Raw genomic sequence first — 17,912 nt, 5'->3', positions numbered from 1 at the left:
GGTGAGGTGACCACCTACACGGCGACTTATACCGCGGCAAGGCCGTTCCATACCGCCCTGCTGGCCGAATTGGACACTGCGAGTTCGGCCTTCCGGCACATCACGCCGAATTGGTTCGCCTCGGTGATGGGCACCGGAATCGTCGCGACGGCGGCGGCCACGCTGCCGCTGCACCTGCCGGGGCTGCACGAGTTCGGCACTGCGGTATGGATTCTCGCCGCCACCGTGCTGGTGATCCTGACCGCGGCCTTCGCCACGCACTGGATCCGGCATCGGGCACAGGCGAAGGCCTATGCCGGACACCAGGTGGTGGGGCAGTTCTACGGTGCCCCGGCGATGGCGCTGCTCACCGTCGGAGCGGGTGCGCTGCTTTTCGGGCCGGGCATCGTCGGCCCGTCCGCGGCGTTGGCCCTCGACGTAGTGCTGTGGATCGCCGGCACGGCGCTGGGATTGGTTGTCAGCCTGTGGCTTCCGTTCGCGATGATCACCCGTGAGGATCACGCCGACGTCGAGGCCGTGCCGGCCTGGATGATGCCAGTGGTGTCACCCATGGTCTCGGCCTCCACCGGCGCCCTGCTGCTGTCGCACCTCGGTCCGGGACAAGCGGGGATGACCTTGCTGGTCGCCTGTTATGCCATGTTCGGTCTGAGCCTGCTGGCGGGCCTGATCACCACCACCATGGTGTATTCGCGGCTCATGCACGGCGGGTTCAGTCAGGTGCAGGCGATTCCGACGGTGTGGATCGTGCTCGGCGTCGTCGGTCAGTCGATCACCGCGGCCAATCTGCTGGCCGCCCATGCCGGCTCGGTGCTCACCGACAGTGCCACGGTCTCCGCTCTGCACGCCTTCGGGATTGTCTACGGCCTGGTGATGGGCGGCTTCGGAGCGTTTGTGTTCTGCCTCGCGACGGCACTCACTGTGCATGGTGCGCGCCGTGGGCTGTCATTCAGCCTGACCTGGTGGAGCTTCACCTTCCCGGTGGGGACCTGTGTGACGGGAGCGTCTGCACTGGGCGTCGCCACTGGTGCCGTCGCCATTTCCTGGCTGGCTGTCGCCTTGTACGTGCTGCTGCTGGCCGCATGGGCCACCGTCGCGACCAATACCCTTCGCGGGGTGCGGACCGGTCGGCTACTGCGCGGCTGAAGTCACCGGCACGGATCGAGCACCAGGTTCCGGTGGCCCGGGTTCAACGCGCCGAGGCGATGTGGCTGAGCAGTTCGCGCACCGCCCCGGCCGGCGGGGTGCGGCCACCCGACCAGATGGCCCGCAGTTCGCGGTGCAGGTCCAGTCCGTCGACGGGTACCTCACGCAGCCGGCCCAGGGTGAGGTCGTCTTCGACGGCCAGTCGGCTCATCACGGCGGGCCCGGCGCCGGCCAGCACCGCGGCACGCATCGCGGTTGCCGAGGACAGTTCGATCGCCGGGTCGGCCTGCCGGCTCGACTGACCCAGCGCGGACCGCAGCGCAGAACTGAGGGCATCCCTGGTGCCCGAACCGGTTTCCCTTGACACCAAAGGTGTTTCGCTGAGCTCGACGGGGCTGACCGGAGCCGATCTGCGGGCCCACTTGTGATCCGGGGGCACCACGGCGACCAGCTCGTCATGGGCGATCACCCGGCTGTGCAGTCCGGTCGGCACGCCAGGGGATTCGATGAAGCCGAGGTCAGCCGACCCGTCCTGGACGGCGGCGATCACCTGATCGCTGTTGGCCGCGGTGAGGATGACCTCGGGTGCGTTCACTCCGCGACGTGCCGCGTCGGCCTGCAGCGACACCAGCCAGCGCGGCATGAGTTGTTCGGCGATGGTGAGACTGGCCGCGACGGTGACGCGATCGCGGCTCTCGGTACGCATCGACGCCAGGCCGGCGTCCACCCGCCCCGCGACGTCGAGCAACTGGTCGGCCCACTCGGCGACGACCGCACCGGCCGCGGTCAGCTGCGAACCGCAGGGGCTGCGCTGTACCAGCCGCACCCCGGTCTGCGATTCGATCGAGGCCAGCCGCGCCGACACCGCCTGCTGGGTGAGACCCAGCTCACGACCGGCGGCTCCGATGCTGCCGGCACGCGCGATCGCCAGCAGCACTTCGAACGCTGCCAGCTCGGGCATCCGGGGGCTGAGCGGCATGCCCAGGATCGTAGGGCGTGGTCACAAATCACGGTTGTGAACGCACCGGTTGGGGCGTCGCGCCGGACGTGGTGTAGCCTGGCCGACGTGACTATCGGCGTGTGTGCCAGCTATTGGCGCTTTATCGAGGCTCCGGGCGGAGCCGATAAAGCGCAGCACTAAGCACGCATCCACCCGGAGCCCAGGCAGTGACCATCGGTCGCTGCCTTTCGTCGTTACAGGGCGCCGGAACTCTTGCAGGTGCCCACCACCAGGAAGGCACCTCGAAAATGAACTTGGCGCAGATCGCCAAAGCCCCAGCCACATCGGACCGACGGGTTCGCAGTTTCAGCGCGATCCCCAGCCCGCACGATGTGCTGACCGAATTCCCGCTGGGGGAGCGCCGCGCGGAGCGGGTGGCCCGCGACCGCGATGAGATCGCCGACATCCTGGCAGGTCGGGACGACCGGCTGCTGGTCGTCGTCGGCCCGTGTTCGGTGCACGATCCCGCGGCCGCGCTGGAGTACGCCAGCCGCCTGGTGAAGGTGGCCGACGAGCTCAAAGATCAGCTCAAGATCGTGATGCGGGTGTACTTCGAGAAGCCGCGCACCACGATCGGCTGGAAGGGCCTGATCAACGACCCCGGTATGGACGGCACTTTCGACGTGACCCGCGGCTTGCGCGTCGCTCGTCAACTCCTACTCGACACCATCGACATCGGCCTGCCCGTCGGGTGCGAGTTCCTGGAACCGACCAGCCCGCAGTACATTGCCGACGCCGTGGCGTGGGGAGCCATCGGCGCCAGGACCACCGAGTCGCAGGTACATCGCCAGCTGGCGTCGGGCCTGTCGATGCCGGTCGGGTTCAAGAACGGCACCGACGGAAACATCCAGGTCGCGGTCGACGGTGTGAAAGCCGCTGCCGCTCAACATGTCTTCTTCGGGATGGACGATATGGGCCGCGGTGCGCTGGTGAACACCGCAGGCAACGAGGACTGCCACGTCATCCTGCGTGGTGGCACCGCGGGACCGAACTACGACGCCGACGCAGTAGTCGCGACCGCGGCCAAGTTGACCGGCGCCGGGCTGCCCGGCCGTGTGGTGATCGATTGCAGCCACGCCAATTCCGGCAAGGATCACGTCCGCCAGGCAGTGGTGGCCACCGAGGTCGCTCAGATGGTGCGGGACGGTCTGCCGGTCAGCGGTGTGATGCTGGAGAGCTTCCTGGTCGCCGGGGCGCAGTCGCCCGAGGCCCGGCCGCTCACCTACGGCCAGTCCGTCACCGACAAGTGCATGGATTGGGACGCAACCGATCTGGTGCTGCGCGAGCTTGCCAAGCGCGCGGGCTAGTTGCCGCTCGGTTTGCGGTACCGGCCGCCAGGGTCACGGTCGAACTTGGGCGGGTTGGCCGCGTCGAGTTCGATGAGGACGTCGTCGCCCGTGTCGTGAGGTGCGCTGAAGACCACGACGCGCGAGCCGGCCAGCGGAACCCGGGAGTGATGGGCGACCATGTTCGCCCTCACCAACCGGCGTCCGGTCGGTCCCTCGAATGCGACGGTGACGGTGAACTCGGGGTCGTCGCCGGTCCAGCGCGTCAGGAATTCCACGTTGCGGAGTTCGCCGGGCGAACGCGCACCGTGCCGGCGCAGGGCCGCCAGCCGGTCTTGCCGGCGACGGGTATGGCGGATGCCCCGCCACGCCCCCGCGGTGGCCAGCGCTGCGCCGCCCGAGCACGCCACGCTGACCAGCGCCAGGGCCCCGCCGGTCCAGCCGCCGATCCACACCGCTGCCCCGAGCAGGCCGACCGCGACGCCGGCGAGGGCGGGTATCAGGGCCACCCGGTTGCCGGTGCTGCGCTGGCCGAAGGTGTCGCGGGCCTCGTCGGCGACGATGGTCGCCAGGATGGCGGGAAGAAACGAGCCGACGATCGCGGCGATGCCCAACCAGGTCGACGGGTCACGGGTCTGCATGCTGTGGATCCAGAATGCTGCGCCGACGGCGACTGGTACCCACAGGATGAAGGTGAGTGCCGCGAAGAATCGCAGCGTTTCTGACGGTCGGGAGACCGACACGGTGATGTGGCCGTGCTTTTCGACGGTGGAGAAGTGCGGCAGCGTGCTCTCCCAGGCGGACGACTGTGTGGTGCCACTGCTCACCTGGTGCTCCCTTCCGGCGGAATCACCAGTATTGCCATGAGTTCCCGGGTGTCGCTGCCCGTGGACGGCAGATCCCGCGGGTTCTCACGAATTGCTCACCGACTCAACATGGATCGGTTAGGCGTCATCCTCTGTCGCGAGCGGGGCGTCCGCCCCGGACTGCCAGCTACCGGGCATCATCGGGATCGTCGTTCCGTCGCTGAAGGCGTCGTCGGTCAACGTGGTCAGCCCGGCCGGTCCGGCAACAGTCGATTTCACTGCGGTTCCGGTGAATCCGAGGTTTCCGGCCCCACTCTCGGAGGCGCTCGTGGTGACGGGTTGCCCGGACGGCGGTGCGGCGACACCGTCGGCCGTCATGAACTCATAGCGGTAACCGCGGTCCTTGGCGGTTCCGCTGCGTCGCTTGCGGGCCTGCGACCGGCGCTTGTTGATCGCCGCGGCCGTGGCGGCAGCCGCAGCGGACGCTCCTACCGAGTCCGAAGCCCTGGCGGTGGCGCTGTACCGCGACGTCGCGCCGAAACCGAATCCGGCACCCCCGCCCGGCACCGCATACAGGGCGGGCTCGGCTCCGGCGGGCATCGGAGTGGGAGTCGACGGTGCAGGGGCGGCGGGAGCGGAGGTAGGTGCAGGCGCAGGTGCGGCGCCCGCCGCCACCGATGCCGGCGCGGCAGAGCCGGGCATCGCGGCGACCGCGGGCGGCTCGGCGCGGGCGATCTCCTCGGCCGGCGCGTCGATCGGAATGTCGTATGCCTGGGCCAGCCCCACGATCCCGAGCAGGCCGAGCATCGCGGGGGAGGCCGCGGCGACCGCCGCGGCGTACAGCGGAGTGCCCAGCACGGCGAAGACTGCGGTGTACGCGCCGAGGAAGAACGCGTTGATGTAGGTGCTGAACAACAACGACGGATCGGCGATGATCTCGGCGAGGACCTGCGGGATCCGCCAGGGCTCGAGAATGAATTCCCTGAGCTGGTCGTACATCCCGTAGAAATGCTCAGACTGTTCGGCCAGCCAGTTCCCGATCGGATCGTTGGCCTTGATCCACTCGATGAACTCCTCGTACGAACTGAGCACATCGCTCAGGCTGAGGGAAGCGCCCGACTCGCCGGCCCGGGCCACAGCGGCAGACTGCATCATCGTCGCCGACCCGGAGCCCGCTTCCCCGACCCCCGGCGCCAGCAGTACCGGTGCCGCCGTCGACGGCGGTGTGGTCGCCACCGCAACCTCGGTGGACGCCTGGTAGACCGTCATCGTGGTCGCGGCCTGGATCCACATCCGTACGTAGTCCGCCTCATTGACCGCGATGGGGACGGTGTTGATCCCGAAGAAGTTGGTGGCCACCAGCACACCGAGGGTCGTGCGGTTGGCCGCCAGTTCGGCCAGCGTCGGCATCGCTGCCAGAGCGGCGGTGTACGAGGCCGCTGCCGTCTCGATCTGGGCGGCCACCCGTGCGCTACTCGCGCTCGTGGCGCCCAGCCAGGCCAGGTAGGGCAGGTGCGCCGCCGCGTACCGCTCGGCGCTGGGCCCCTCCCACGCCCCGGCCTGCACCGTACCCATCACTGTCGTCAATTCGGTTGCAGCCGAGGAGTATTCGGTACTCAACGAGGCCCATGCCCCTGCCGCCGCCAGCAGTGGCCCGGCGCCCGGACCGCTGCTGAGCAGAGCTGAATGCACTTCGGGAGGCAGCGCCATCCACACCGGGGTGGTCATGACAGACCGTCCAGGACGGGCGACGTGGCGTCGTTTGCCGACGGGTGGACGGGGGTGCAGATAGTCATCGCGTTGTCCGGGATGCAGCGCGTGCCAGCAGCCCGGTTCTCCTCTCGATCGCTTTGCTCCCCCAGTGGCTAAGTATGGTTAGCATAAGCTAACTTTTGCCGATTTGGGGTATGAAGTTCCTATGTGGATGGCGCAATCGTCAGTTCGTCTGAGCGTGGGTCAGCGGCGGTAGGCCGGCAGGTTGGCGGTGAGTTCGTCGAACAGCGCCTGGTTCAGCGCGAAGGCCACCTTGACCTCGTCGACGACGCGGTCGATGTCGCCCTGATCGAGGTCGAGACCATCGAGCCGGGCCCGGTAAGCGTCCTTGTACGGCTTTGGGCGCATCGGGAATTCGTAGAACGACAGTCCGGCGCCGTCCAGGTCGAAGGACCGGTCGAGGACTCGGCCGATGGCCTGGCCGCCGGACAGGTCGCCGAGGTAACGGGTGTAGTGGTGGGCCAGAAGTGCTCCACCCCAATCAGATTCGGCGATCCTGGTGCAGTAGGCCTGGGCGGCGGGGGAGTGGACCTCGCGCGCTGAGTCCGGTGCCCAATGGTCGAGGTCGGCGTCGATCGTGGCCAACCGTTCCAGCATCGGGTCATGGAACGCGCCGACGACCGGGTCGGTCCGTCGGGCTCGGACCGTGTCCTCCAGGGTGCGATAGACCGCGCGCAGTCGCAGCAGGTAATCAACGTAGCCCTGGCCGTTGACCCGCCCGCTGAGCAACTCCGACATGAACGACGATTGCTCGGCGGCCTCGTGTTCGCTTCGCGAGTCCTCGCGCATGGCGACGGACAGCGATCGGACGGTCTCGGGGGCAACGGCGCTCGGCATACTCTGGCTCCAGGTGTTTTAACGACAGGTTGTCAACATCATGCCGACAATCTGTCAGGAAACCTAGCACCGGGTCGCGCGCCGTGGGGACCTACGTTTTTGCGGACAGTGCGCGCAGGACAAACTGCTCGATGGCGGCCACCGGAAGGTGGCGTGGCGCCAGGCACGCGTGGATCAGCGACATCGTGGCGGCCTCGTCGTCGACGGTGAACTGCCCGTCGGCCACGCCCTGCGCGAGGATCTCGCGCAGCACGTCCTCGACCGCCACCACGTGATCGCGGATGGCCAGCATGGTCTCGTCCGACAGGGCGCCATAGAGCTGCATGCCCATGCCCATGTGGAATTCCTGCCCGGCTTCGAGCTGGTGCCGGATGTAAACCCTCAGTCGCCCAACGGGATCGTCCACCTCGGACAGGGCGTTGCGCAGCCCGTCGAGGTAGCGGCTCGTCTCATGGGACGCGAATGCGATCACCACCGACTCTTTGTCCGGGAAGTGGTGATAGATCGCGGTCCGCCCGATGCCGGCCTCGGCCGCGAGCTTGGCCATGGTGATCGCGTCGAAGCTGTGCTCGGTCATCAGGGCGGCGAATGCCTCGAAGATGCGCTGCTGGATCTGCTCGCGGTGTTCTTCGACCGATGAGGCGCTGATCCTGGGCACGCTCGAGTCTAACGCCCGCCCTGCCTGCGAATTCTGTTAGTCCAGCCTTAGCCGGCAGGTGGAGAACCCGCCGTCCACTACAGTCTCGATACCCAACTGAATGAAGGGCGGTACGTCGTGCTGCGAGCCTTGCGGGACTTACCCATCCGTGGGCGCGTGGCACAAGCCGCGCGCGCCCTGCATCCGGTCGGATTGGCCGTCGCGCTGCTGTTCTTCGCCTGGTCGATGAGCCCGTCTCTGTTGCCGCGGGCGTGGTATCTGCAGGGCGTCGCGACGGGTATCAGTGTCGGGATCGGATACGGGCTGGGGTGCGCGACGGCGTGGGTAGTGCGGCGTTGCGGGATCAGCCCGCAATGGTCCGCGCGCACCCGCCGGATCGGGTGGTGGACACTGGCCGGTGCCGCCGCCGTGGTTGTCCCGACGTTCCTGGTGCTCGGGTCATGGTGGCAGCAGATTCTGCGCGACCTGATCGGCATGCCTCGTGCCGAGCGGTCGTTCTACTTCCTGGTGCTGCTCCTCGCCCTGGTGATCGCACTGGCGCTCGTGGCGATCGGGCGCGGATTACGTTGGGCCACCCATCGTTTGACTGATATCGGTGGCCGGTTCGTGCCCGGTCCGGTGGCCCGGTTGGCTGCCGTGGTGATCGTGGTGACGCTGGTGGTGATGGGGCTCGACGGCGCCCTGCACCGCGGCCTGCTGAGCATGGCCGAACGTTCTGCGAAGGCGGCCGACAAGAGCACCGTCGAGGGCGTGACGCAGCCGAGCGTGCCGGAGCGTTCCGGTTCGCCGGCGTCGGCGCAGGCGTGGAACACCCTCGGGCGTGAAGGCCGAAGTTTCGTGGCCGGTGGCCCCAGCGCCGAACAGATCTCGGCCGTCACCGGCACCCCGGCACGTACGCCGATCCGGGTGTACGCCGGCCGCACCTCCGCCGACAGCGTCGACGGCATCGCCGGGCAGGTGGTCGCCGAGCTGCACCGCACCCACGCCTTCGAGCGCAAGGTGCTGGCCGTGGTGACCACCACCGGGCGTGGCTGGGTGAACCCGAATGTGGCGGCCGCCCTCGAATACGTCAATGGCGGGGATACCGCGATCGCGTCGATGCAGTATTCGTTCCTGCCCAGCGCGCTGTCCTTCATCGCAGACCGGGAGACCCCACCGTTGGCAGGGCAGGCATTGTTCGAAGCGGTGCGCCGGGTCTGGGCGGCGCTGCCGGAGATCAAGCGGCCGAAACTGGTGGTGTTCGGGGAGAGCCTGGGTTCCTTCGGTGGCCAGTCGGCGTTCGCCTCCGGCGCCGATATCGTCAGCCGCACCGATGGCGCGTTGTTGGTGGGAACGCCCAACTTCGCGCAGCCGTGGGGGAGACTCACCGCCAACCGGGATCCCGGCTCGCTGCAACGACTACCGGTGATCGACGGAGGACGCCATATCCGCTTCGCCTCCCGGACCTCCGACGTGAATCTCGCTGAGCCCTGGGAGTTTCCACGTGTGGTGTTCTGGCAGCACGCCAGCGATCCGATCACGTGGTGGTCGTTCGACCTGCTGCTGCACCGGCCGGACTGGTTGCGGGAACCGCTGGGGCCCGACGTGGACCCGGGGATGCGCTGGCTACCGTTGGTCACCTTCTGGCAGGTCACGCTGGACATGATTTTCTCCGCCGACGTGCCCTACGGGTATGGGCATGCGTTCGGACCGGATGCCGCTGACCTGTGGGTCGACATCCTCGCGCCGAAGGGTTGGGATCCCGCGCTGACCCCGCGGATTCAGGACGCGATCGGCCGCTTCGCATAGTCTGCGCACTTGTGGGTGGACTGTTCGGGTGGGTCGTCGGTGTGGTGTTCTTGTTCTGGCCGGTCTTGCTCGCGATCGGTGCCGTGGCGTGGCGCAACGAAGTGCTCGCCAAGCGGATTCGGGTGAACCAGGCTCAGCTCGGGATCCTCATCGGGCAGGTGATGGATGAAGCGGCTCGCGGTCGCGAGCTGGGGACGGAGAAGTCGTTCGTCGCGTGGCGTGTCGTCTGGGCCGAAGACGGTGTCATGCGAGTGGAGAACACGGGGCGCGACAAGGCTCGCTCGGTCACGGCCAAGGCGTCGAACTCATCGGGGTCGGCCGAGAAAACCGTGAGTTCGGTGGATCCGGGTGACTCCGTCAGCCTGGGTGTGGTGCTGGCCGCTGCGGGCGAGACCGAGGTCGAGCTCACCTGGCGCACAGAACTGGGCCGCTGGACAACCGAGCGGTACGCGGTGGCGCGCTGACCGACTCGGCCTTCTGAGCGGATGACGGGATTCGAACCCGCGACCCTCACCTTGGCAAGGTGATGCGCTACCAACTGCGCTACATCCGCGCGCCACGAGCGAGATCGTCGCCCGTCGCGAAGCCGAACAGTAGCCCACGGACGCACACAGACACAAATCCCTCGGTTTTGACTTGCATTGCGGGGCAACGTATACGGCGCGGCCGCCAGCTCGTAGGATTCCTGGATGGCGCTCAACGTCGATGAGACGTTCTCCGTGTTCCGGATCGTTCGCCCGCTGGGGCCGGACGGGGCGGGGGAGGTCTACGTCGCTCAGCATCCCCGGCGTCGTGGCAGTGAGGCGCTGCGGGTGCTGCCCAAGGACTGGTCCGACGAGCCCGGATACCGGGAGCGGTTTAACCGTGAGGCGGATGTGGCCGCCGCGTTGTGGCATCCCAGCATCGCCAGGGTCCGTGGCCGCGGGGAACACAACGGTCAGTTCTGGATATCGAGGGACTTCGTCGACGGCGCGAATCTCGCTGGTCTCCTCGATCAGCGGTACCCCGACGGGATGCCGCGCGAACAGGTTTTCCGCATCATCATCGCGGTCGCCGGTGCGCTCGACTACGCACACAAGCACGGTTCCCTGCATCGCGACGTCGGGCCGGCCAACATCATCGTCACCGACGCCCCTGGTGATGCGGAGCCGCACGCCGTTCTGGTCGACCTCGGTGTCGCACGCAACGCCGAGGCTGCGGACAACCCCGGCTATGCCGCGCCCGAACAACTGATGGGGGAGGACGTCGATGGCCGCGCAGATCAGTACGCGCTGGCCTGCACCGCCTACCACCTGTTGACCGGGACGCAGCTGTTCGAGCATCCCAATCCGGCTGTTGTCGTCAGCCGCCACGTCAACTCCAAACCGACGGCGTTGGCCGACGTGCGGCCCGAGCTGGCCGACCTCGATCCGGTGCTGGCCAAAGCTCTGGCCAAGAACCCGGCTGACCGATTCGTCAGCTGCGGCACTTTTGCCCACGCCCTGGCCGATGAAACCCCGTTGCCCGCGGTGACTTTGGCGCCGGCGTCAGCTGCCCCGATGTCTCCGCCCGGGTTTCGGTTGCCCCAGACGCCAGGCTGGGTGCCCATAGCGGCGACCGCCGCCGTCTGCGTCGTCGCCGGTGTCGGCATGTGGCAGCTGTGGCCATCCGCTGACGCCGCAGCCAGCGAGCAGCCGAGCCCACCACCGAGCACAGCCGTTGCCGGCGCCACGAACGCGGCGGCCATCCCAGCGCCCAGCAGCCCGGTCTTCGACGGCCTCTACCGCCTCGACTACGACAACCCCCACGCCACTCTCAACGGCAACCCCTGGCCCGCGGCGGGCAACCAGATCGCAAGCTACTGGTGGGCATTCCGATCGGCCTGTACGCCCTCGGGATGTGTCACGACGTCGACACGCATGGACAGCACCAACCATGCCGTTCCCTACCTCGATGGCGGCGGCATGACGGCGGTATTCCGCTTCATCAACAACTCTTGGCAGGGGGATCCGGGGCAGGGCTCACTGCCCTGCGAGGCCCCGAACGTCGGGCTGACACAGGCAACGGATACGGCCTTGGCTTTGACACCGCAGCCCGACGGCGGGCTGGCCGGCGCTCAAACCACCACCATCCAGTCCAACGAGTGTGGGCTGCAAGGTGCGGTGATCACCGTCCCGGTTCTCGCGAGCCGGCTCGACGAAGTTCCACCGGGCAGCCCGATCGCCGACCCTGCCGCGGTTGTGGATCCGTTGCCGCCCCCACCTCAATTGCCCCCGCCGCTGCCGCCGGGCCCTGCGCTGCCTCCTCCTCCGCCGCCCGCCCCTCCGGTGGCGCCACCGCCGGCGATCGGCGCCATCATCCCGAACCCCATTCCGGCCGCCGCTCAGCCCCTCCCGCCGGCGTAGGTACCGGTGCGGGCGGCGGATCGGCAGCGTTCCGATCAGCTTCGTCGGCGACGCTTTCGAACACCTTGCGAAGCCTTTTCTCCTTGTCCCACATGAGGCTTGAGTACCCATGCGGGGATCCAGTGGATCACTGTCTTTTCGTTCGCGCCGAAGCGGATGGGGTAGGTGACGAGGCCCCACCACTGGCCTTGTTCGCACAGCGCCCAGCAGGTCAGCGTGCCTTCGACAACCTTGCTCATCTGGATGCCCAACGGGTGGTAGCGGCCCGTGAGGTGTGGTTCGCGGGGGAACAGAGCGACCAGGTCGACCAGGACGGGCTCGGGTGGCCGTACGACGCGGAACGCGTCACGGACGGGTTGCCCGCCGTAGCCGATGGCCTGCATGTCGCCCACGGATCGATCATATGTTCGAACGACCCGTTGATCGAACGAGATGCCTTACTCGCTCGCTACGTCCGACCACTCCGTCCGGCAGGGCATCTGTCGGCTACTCGATCGTGTCGATTGCTTCACATTCAGGCGACGGGAATGGGCTACTGCTCGGGATTGTCTTCTGGAAAGCTGACTTTCGGGTCATCAGGCAGTGCGGTTTTGTCGTCGCCTACGTGGGTATAGGCGACCAGAGCCGTGATACCGGCGATGAGTGGAACGCTGAGCGGCCAGACGATGACGAGGTACATCGGTCCCCATAGCGTCAGGCTAAGCAGCGCCAGGTGCACATACTCGCCGCCCGATACAGGTTCGCCCTCGTGGTTGACGATGAACCCGATGCAGACCGCGGTGCCAGTCAGTACGCAACTCGCTAGCACCACGGCCACCAGCGATCGAAGAACACGCCGCTTGGTCGGCTTGGAGAATGTGATCATCGTCCCCCACTTACTTTGGGAATCAGGCCTTCTGAGGGATCAGTGAGCTTCGTGGTGTGCTGGGTGTAGGTCGATCGTCGGGTGGCGTATCACCTGTTCGGCCACTCGGCCGAAAGTCTCCATCGCGACCGGGAGCCGAACCTTGCACCAGGGCCCAGAAACAAGAAAGGCCCGGTAAAAACCGGACCTCACCTCGTAAAACTATGGTGCGCGATACTGGGATTGAACCAGTGACCTCTTCCGTGTCAGGGAAGCGCTCTCCCGCTGAGCTAATCGCGCGGGTTGAAAACCTTCTTGGAGGTGGAGACGGGAATCGAACCCGTGTGCACGGCTTTGCAGGCCGTTGCCTCACCACTCGGCCACTCCACCACTGGGGTTGATGCCACAAATCGCACCTTCGAGCGGATGACGGGATTCGAACCCGCGACCCTCACCTTGGCAAGGTGATGCGCTACCAACTGCGCTACATCCGCGCGCCACGAGCGAGATCGTCGCCCGTCGCGATGCAGAACATTAGTCCACCGACGTGCGCAGACACAAATCCCCATTACGGGAGGGCAAAGCGCGGTCAAAAACGGTGTTTCAGAACAGGTGATAGGCCTGCCGGGAGAGCGTGAACCCGTGGCGGCTCTTCACGTCGAGACATGTGATGCCCGTCGCAGTGCTCTCGCAGCGCAGCACCCCTGCGGTGATCGAGTCTCGGTCGGCCAGTTGGAGGTCCGCGCGCGGCGCGGTGTCGCCGGCGCATGCGAATTGCGCGGGGCGCCCGGGGCTCAGCGTCATCCCGTGGCCGTAGTCGAACGCGCAACTGGCCGGTCGTAGGGGCGGGGCCCAGTTACGTTCGATGATGTCGCAACGCGCGGTCGCGGTATCGAGGTAGCACCGCACGTTGCCCGACGGTGAGTCGAAGCTCGTCGGGCCTGTGACCTGCCGGTTCACCAGGTCGGCGACGCTCTGGATGTTGGGCGTTACGGCCGGTGCCTGATCTGTCATGGCGCCCGGGGCGCTGTGGCAACCCGAAAATAGTGCACTAGCAGCAAAAACTGCGCCGCTGACCGCCGGCCAGCGGACCCGCAGGTGAACCATGACGGGTGACCATACGCCCGCATCGGCGTGCATATTTGGCAAATCAAACAAGTCGATCGGCTGGATACCGATTCGGGTCTGACCGGAAACGCGTGCTAGTGTTCGACGTCGTTCCCACGGTCTCGTAGCTCAGTGGGAGAGCGTCCGCCTCACACGCGGAAGGTCGCTGGTTCGAACCCAGCCGGGACCACCAGCACCTCAGGCGGCTTCGGAGAAATCCGGGGCCGTTTTTTCGTGGCCGGACACACACGTGGCGGTGACGGAGTGTTGTCCGTCCGATTCGGTAGGGTCCTCCGACGTGACTCAGAGCGTGACCGTCGGAACCATCAAATCTGTAACTGCCCGTCTGGCCGAGGAACTCGCCGTGGGCGAGGGACAGGTCGTCGCCACCGTGGCGCTGCTGGACGAGGGCGCGACGGTCCCGTTCATTGCCCGGTACCGCAAGGAGGTCACCGGCAGTCTCGACGACGGACAGCTGCGCACGCTCGAAGAACGCCTGGGCTACCTGCGTGAGCTCGACCAGCGTCGGGAAGCCGTGCTGGCCTCGATCGAGGAGCAGGGCAAGCTCACCGACGAGCTCAGGGCGGCCCTGATGGCCGCCGACACGAAGGCCCGGGTCGAGGACATCTACCTGCCCTACAAGCCAAAGCGGCGCACCAAGGCCCAGATCGCCAAGGAGGCCGGGCTGGAGCCGCTGGCGGAGCGGCTGTTGGCCGATCCGACGCTGGTGCCCGACGAGGTGGCCGGCGAGTTCCTCAACGACGACGTCGCCGACGCGGCCGCCGCACTGGAAGGTGCCCGTCACATCATCATCGAGCGGGCTTCCGAGGATGCCGAGTTGGTCGGCGCGACCCGCGAAAAGTTCTGGGCCGACGGTTCGCTGCGCACCGGCCCGTGGTCCGAAGAAGCGGCGAAAAGCCCAGCCGCGCAGAAATTCCGGGACTACTTCGAGTTCTCCGAGCCGCTGGAGAACATGCCGTCACACCGGGTGCTCGCAGTGCTGCGCGGCGAGAAGGAACAGGCGCTGTCACTCAACTTCGACGGCGGTGAGGACGACCTCTACCAGGCGATGATCGCCCAGTCGCTCGGCATCGACATGGCTGCCAAGGCCCCGGCCACTCCGTGGCTGACCACCACTGTGCGGTTGGCCTGGCGCGCCAAGCTGATGATCTCGGCCGCTGTGGACGCCCGCATCCGGCTCCGGCAGCGCGCGGAGGAGGAGGCGGTGGCCGTGTTCGCCCGCAACCTCAAGGACCTGCTGTTGGCCGCGCCGGCCGGCACCCGCGCCACTCTCGGTCTGGACCCGGGTTTCCGCACCGGGGTCAAGGTCGCCGTCGTCGACGCCACCGGCAAGGTGGTCGACACGTGCGCGATCTTCCCGCACCAGCCGCAGAAGCAGTGGGACCAGGCCAAGGCCACACTGGCGGCCCTGATCGCCCGGCACAACGTCGAGTTGATCGCCGTCGGCAACGGCACCGCCTCGCGCGAGACCGACGCGTTGGCCGGTGAGCTGATCGCCGACATCCGGTCGGCCGGGGCGAACGCGCCGGCGAAGGCCATGGTCAGCGAGGCCGGTGCCTCGGTGTACTCGGCGTCCGAATACGCGGCGCGGGAGATGCCGAACCTCGATGTGACGCTGCGCGGCGCAGTCTCGATCGCCCGTCGTCTACAGGATCCGCTGGCCGAACTGGTCAAGATCGACCCGAAGTCGATCGGGGTGGGGCAGTACCAGCACGACGTGACGCCAGGCTCGCTGGCGCGCAGTCTCAATGCCGTCGTCGAAGACGCGGTGAACGCGGTGGGGGTGGATCTCAACACCGCCTCGGTGCCGCTGTTGGCCCGGGTGTCGGGGGTGACCGAATCCCTGGCCGAGGCCATCGTGGCCCACCGTGAGAGCGCCGGTGCCTTCCGCAGCCGCAAAGCGCTGCTGGACGTTCCGCGGCTGGGCCCCAAGGCCTTCGAACAGTGCGCGGGCTTCCTGCGGATCCGCGACGGGGAGGACCCGCTGGACGCCTCCGGGGTGCACCCCGAGTCCTATCCGGTGGTTCGGCGCATCCTCGACCGCTCCAACGTGACGCTCGCCGAGCTCATCGGTGACGAGCGCACCCTGCGGGGTCTCAAGCCGACCGACTTCGCCGACGAGCGGTTCGGTGTGCCCACCGTGACCGACATCCTGGCCGAACTGGAGAAGCCCGGGCGTGATCCCCGGCCGGCGTTCTCCACCGCCACCTTTGCCGCCGGCGTCGAGAAGGTCGCCGACCTCAAGCCCGGCATGGTGCTCGAGGGCGTGGTGACCAACGTGGCCGCCTTCGGCGCCTTCGTCGACGTGGGCGTGCACCAGGACGGACTGGTGCACGTCTCGGCGATGGCCGACCGGTTCATCTCCGACCCGCATGAGGTGGTGAAGTCGGGTCAGGTGGTCAAGGTCAAGGTCGTCGAGGTCGACGTGGAACGGCAGCGGATCGGACTGACCCTGCGGCTCAACGACACTCCGCAGCAGGGAAAGCGCCCCGACCGCAACGATCGTGGCGGTCAGGGCGGCCAGAACCGTCGTGACAGTGGTGGCAACCAAGGCCGTGGCAATCAGGGGCGCGGCGGTGACCGGCGAAACCAGAACCGCGGCAACAACTCCGGTCGCCGGGACTCGAATCAGCCCATGGGCTCGATGGCCGAGGCGCTGCGCAACGCCGGCTTCGGCAAGTAGCGGTTAGGGCGTCTGCTCCGGGGCCTGATCAGCCCCGGAGTGGTGGCGGCGCCAGGAGCGGTAGCCGCGGTGGGCGGCGAACGCCCCGACGACGGCGGTGACGCACCACACCCCGATCGCCGTATAGGCCAGCGGGGCCGACAGATCACCGATCGACGCGCCCAGCGCGGTGTAGACGAATGCGCGCGGCACCGAGCCGATGAACGCCCCGACTGCCATCTGCCACAACGGCACCCCGAAGGCTCCGAACGCATAGGACGCCAGGGCGTCGGACAGTCCGGGAACGAACCGCTGTCCGACCACCGCCCACAGACCGCCCCGTTCGATCTGGTGGTCCAGTCGATCGGCCCGTTGCGCCCCGAGCAGAGCCCGGGCGCTGTCGCGGCCGGCGCGTCGCCCGATCAGGCTGGCCACCACCGCGGTGCCCACCGTTGCGCCCAAGGTGACGAAGGTGCCCAACACCGGACCGAACAACACCCCGCTGCCCGCGGCCAGGATCGGGCCCGGGACGAACAGTGCACCGAGGCAGGCCGACACCACGACATACGCCAGTGGCGCGGCGGGCCCCGTCGAGGCGACCAGGGCCCGGATGTCGCCGACGTCGATGACGCGCGCGACGGCCACCAGATAGAAAAGCCCGAACAGAAAGGCCGCGAAGGCGACGAGCCGCAGGATGTGCGGTCGCCGGTTGATGGCGGGGGGATCGTCGTCGTCAGTCATGGCGTCCACGATTGTTCCGTACCGCGTGGCATCGCGGCGCGTAGCGTGAGGTCAATCGGGGTGCGACGACGGGACGAAAGGAACCAGGAGATGGACATCGCGTTGGTGGCCACCACGAGAGGCCCGTTCGATGAGGCGGTCGCGCGCACGCGAGACGCGCTTGCCGACCAGGGGTTCGGTGTATTGACCGAGATCGACATCAGGGCCACGCTCAACGCCAAACTGGGCGGTGGTGCCGGTGACGAGGTGGGGGACTACCTGATCCTGGGTGCCTGCAATCCCCAGTTCGCCCAGAAGGCGCTCGCCGCGTTTCCGCCGATCGGCGTGCTGTTGCCGTGCAACGTGGTGTTGCGCACCGGCCGCGGTGGTGAGGACGTGGTCGTCGTCGAGGCGATGAACCCCAAGCTGATGGCCGAGGTGACCGACGAGCCGGCACTGGCCGATATCGCCGCCGAGGTCGGCCGCCGCCTGCAGGCAGCACTCGACAGTCTTTAGATCACTCCGATGCCGCGTCGATCACGCCGTCGAGAATCTCGCGTGAGGTCGACAGGTCCCTGATTGCCTGCTCGAGCCGGTTGCGTTCGGTGGTCAGCTCGGTGAGGAGCCGGGGCGTGGCCTGAGGGGCCGGCCCGCCGTCGGTGTCGCGCATACACGGCAGGAGCGACGAGATGGTGCGGCTGTGCAGTCCGGCGGCGTAGAGCTCCTGGATGCGGATCACGCGGTCGACAGCCTTCTCCGGATACTCGCGTTGCCCACCAGATGTGCGGTCCGACGCCAACAGTCCCTGCTCTTCGTAGTAGCGCAGCGACCGTTGGCTGACCCCGGTGCGACGCGCGAGTTCGCCTATGCGCATATGCCAGTT

General features: G+C 67.5%; 17 protein-coding genes and 5 tRNA genes. 8 read left to right on the top strand and 14 right to left on the bottom strand.

Going from position 1 to position 17,912, the window contains the following annotated elements; genetic code table 11:
• Window positions 1-6: 6 nt before the first annotated feature.
• Entirely contained in the window at window positions 7-1,143 is a 1,137-nt protein-coding gene (locus AB0876_RS13295; RefSeq protein WP_526042178.1) for a TDT family transporter, read from the top strand.
• Between the two features lie 43 nt (window positions 1,144-1,186).
• Here AB0876_RS13295 and AB0876_RS13290 read toward each other — a convergent pair whose 3' ends face one another.
• Window positions 1,187-2,122 (bottom strand): LysR substrate-binding domain-containing protein, encoded by a 936-nt coding sequence (locus tag AB0876_RS13290; RefSeq protein ID WP_526042177.1) that lies wholly within the window; start codon window positions 2,120-2,122, stop codon window positions 1,187-1,189.
• A gap of 269 nt (window positions 2,123-2,391) precedes the next feature.
• Here AB0876_RS13290 and AB0876_RS13285 point away from each other — a divergent pair, with 269 nt between their 5' ends.
• Entirely contained in the window at window positions 2,392-3,450 is a 1,059-nt protein-coding gene (locus AB0876_RS13285; protein ID WP_526042176.1) for a 3-deoxy-7-phosphoheptulonate synthase, read from the top strand.
• Here AB0876_RS13285 and AB0876_RS13280 read toward each other — a convergent pair.
• From AB0876_RS13280 to AB0876_RS13265, 4 genes are all read right to left on the bottom strand, one after another.
• Complete coding sequence (locus AB0876_RS13280) at window positions 3,447-4,256, bottom strand: hypothetical protein (RefSeq protein ID WP_526042175.1); 810 nt, start codon at window positions 4,254-4,256, stop codon at window positions 3,447-3,449. The two genes, AB0876_RS13285 and AB0876_RS13280, sit on opposite strands and share 4 nt — an antisense overlap.
• 117 nt (window positions 4,257-4,373) lie before the next feature.
• On the bottom strand, window positions 4,374-5,963 hold the full coding sequence (locus AB0876_RS13275) for a PPE family protein (protein WP_526042174.1): 1,590 nt from the start codon (window positions 5,961-5,963) through the stop codon (window positions 4,374-4,376).
• Window positions 5,964-6,191: 228 nt separating this feature from the next.
• Entirely contained in the window at window positions 6,192-6,845 is a 654-nt protein-coding gene (locus AB0876_RS13270) for a biliverdin-producing heme oxygenase (RefSeq protein ID WP_491838895.1), read from the bottom strand.
• Window positions 6,846-6,936: 91 nt separating this feature from the next.
• Window positions 6,937-7,503, bottom strand: a complete 567-nt coding sequence (locus AB0876_RS13265; RefSeq protein ID WP_491838896.1) for a TetR/AcrR family transcriptional regulator — start codon at window positions 7,501-7,503, stop codon at window positions 6,937-6,939.
• A 156-nt stretch (window positions 7,504-7,659) separates the two neighbouring features.
• Here AB0876_RS13265 and AB0876_RS13260 point away from each other — a divergent pair, with 156 nt between their 5' ends.
• Both AB0876_RS13260 and AB0876_RS13255 read left to right on the top strand, forming a co-directional pair.
• On the top strand, window positions 7,660-9,291 hold the full coding sequence (locus AB0876_RS13260; RefSeq protein WP_526042173.1) for an alpha/beta hydrolase: 1,632 nt from the start codon (window positions 7,660-7,662) through the stop codon (window positions 9,289-9,291).
• An 11-nt stretch (window positions 9,292-9,302) separates the two neighbouring features.
• Window positions 9,303-9,755: a hypothetical protein gene (locus AB0876_RS13255; RefSeq protein ID WP_526042172.1), complete on the top strand. Its 453-nt coding sequence runs from the start codon at window positions 9,303-9,305 to the stop codon at window positions 9,753-9,755.
• Window positions 9,756-9,771: 16 nt separating this feature from the next.
• Here the strand turns inward: AB0876_RS13255 and AB0876_RS13250 are convergent.
• Window positions 9,772-9,844, bottom strand: a tRNA-Gly gene (locus AB0876_RS13250).
• Window positions 9,845-9,980: 136 nt separating this feature from the next.
• On the opposite strand from AB0876_RS13250, the gene AB0876_RS13245 reads away from it, so the two are divergent.
• On the top strand, window positions 9,981-11,675 hold the full coding sequence (locus AB0876_RS13245; RefSeq protein WP_526042171.1) for a serine/threonine-protein kinase: 1,695 nt from the start codon (window positions 9,981-9,983) through the stop codon (window positions 11,673-11,675).
• A gap of 35 nt (window positions 11,676-11,710) precedes the next feature.
• Here AB0876_RS13245 and AB0876_RS13240 read toward each other — a convergent pair whose 3' ends face one another.
• The 6 genes from AB0876_RS13240 to AB0876_RS13215 form a co-directional block, all read right to left on the bottom strand.
• Complete coding sequence (locus AB0876_RS13240; protein ID WP_526042346.1) at window positions 11,711-12,058, bottom strand: hypothetical protein; 348 nt, start codon at window positions 12,056-12,058, stop codon at window positions 11,711-11,713.
• Between the two features lie 149 nt (window positions 12,059-12,207).
• Entirely contained in the window at window positions 12,208-12,540 is a 333-nt protein-coding gene (locus tag AB0876_RS13235; protein ID WP_526042170.1) for a hypothetical protein, read from the bottom strand.
• A 204-nt stretch (window positions 12,541-12,744) separates the two neighbouring features.
• Window positions 12,745-12,819, bottom strand: a tRNA-Val gene (locus AB0876_RS13230).
• A gap of 16 nt (window positions 12,820-12,835) precedes the next feature.
• Window positions 12,836-12,909: transfer RNA gene (locus tag AB0876_RS13225), tRNA-Cys, on the bottom strand.
• A 31-nt stretch (window positions 12,910-12,940) separates the two neighbouring features.
• Window positions 12,941-13,013, bottom strand: a tRNA-Gly gene (locus AB0876_RS13220).
• A 109-nt stretch (window positions 13,014-13,122) separates the two neighbouring features.
• Entirely contained in the window at window positions 13,123-13,533 is a 411-nt protein-coding gene (locus AB0876_RS13215; RefSeq protein ID WP_491838903.1) for a hypothetical protein, read from the bottom strand.
• A gap of 211 nt (window positions 13,534-13,744) precedes the next feature.
• On the opposite strand from AB0876_RS13215, the gene AB0876_RS13210 reads away from it, so the two are divergent.
• A tRNA-Val gene (locus AB0876_RS13210) sits at window positions 13,745-13,819 on the top strand.
• 105 nt (window positions 13,820-13,924) lie between these two features.
• On the top strand, window positions 13,925-16,330 hold the full coding sequence (locus AB0876_RS13205; protein ID WP_491838904.1) for a Tex family protein: 2,406 nt from the start codon (window positions 13,925-13,927) through the stop codon (window positions 16,328-16,330).
• 3 nt (window positions 16,331-16,333) lie between these two features.
• On the opposite strand, the gene AB0876_RS13200 is transcribed toward AB0876_RS13205, so the two are convergent.
• The gene (locus tag AB0876_RS13200; protein WP_491838905.1) at window positions 16,334-17,050 is read right to left on the bottom strand and encodes a TVP38/TMEM64 family protein; all 717 of its coding nucleotides are present in this window, start codon (window positions 17,048-17,050) and stop codon (window positions 16,334-16,336) included.
• Window positions 17,051-17,140: 90 nt separating this feature from the next.
• Here AB0876_RS13200 and AB0876_RS13195 point away from each other — a divergent pair, with 90 nt between their 5' ends.
• On the top strand, window positions 17,141-17,545 hold the full coding sequence (locus AB0876_RS13195; RefSeq protein ID WP_491838906.1) for a DUF302 domain-containing protein: 405 nt from the start codon (window positions 17,141-17,143) through the stop codon (window positions 17,543-17,545).
• 1 nt (window position 17,546) lies between these two features.
• On the opposite strand, the gene AB0876_RS13190 is transcribed toward AB0876_RS13195, so the two are convergent.
• Window positions 17,547-17,903, bottom strand: a complete 357-nt coding sequence (locus AB0876_RS13190; protein ID WP_491838907.1) for a MerR family transcriptional regulator — start codon at window positions 17,901-17,903, stop codon at window positions 17,547-17,549.
• Window positions 17,904-17,912 lie beyond the last annotated feature (9 nt).

Source organism: Mycobacterium sp. NPDC049093, assembly GCF_040704635.1.
In the GTDB taxonomy this organism is placed as follows: Bacteria; Actinomycetota; Actinomycetes; order Mycobacteriales; family Mycobacteriaceae; genus Mycobacterium.
This window is presented reverse-complemented; position numbering and strand designations above follow the sequence as displayed.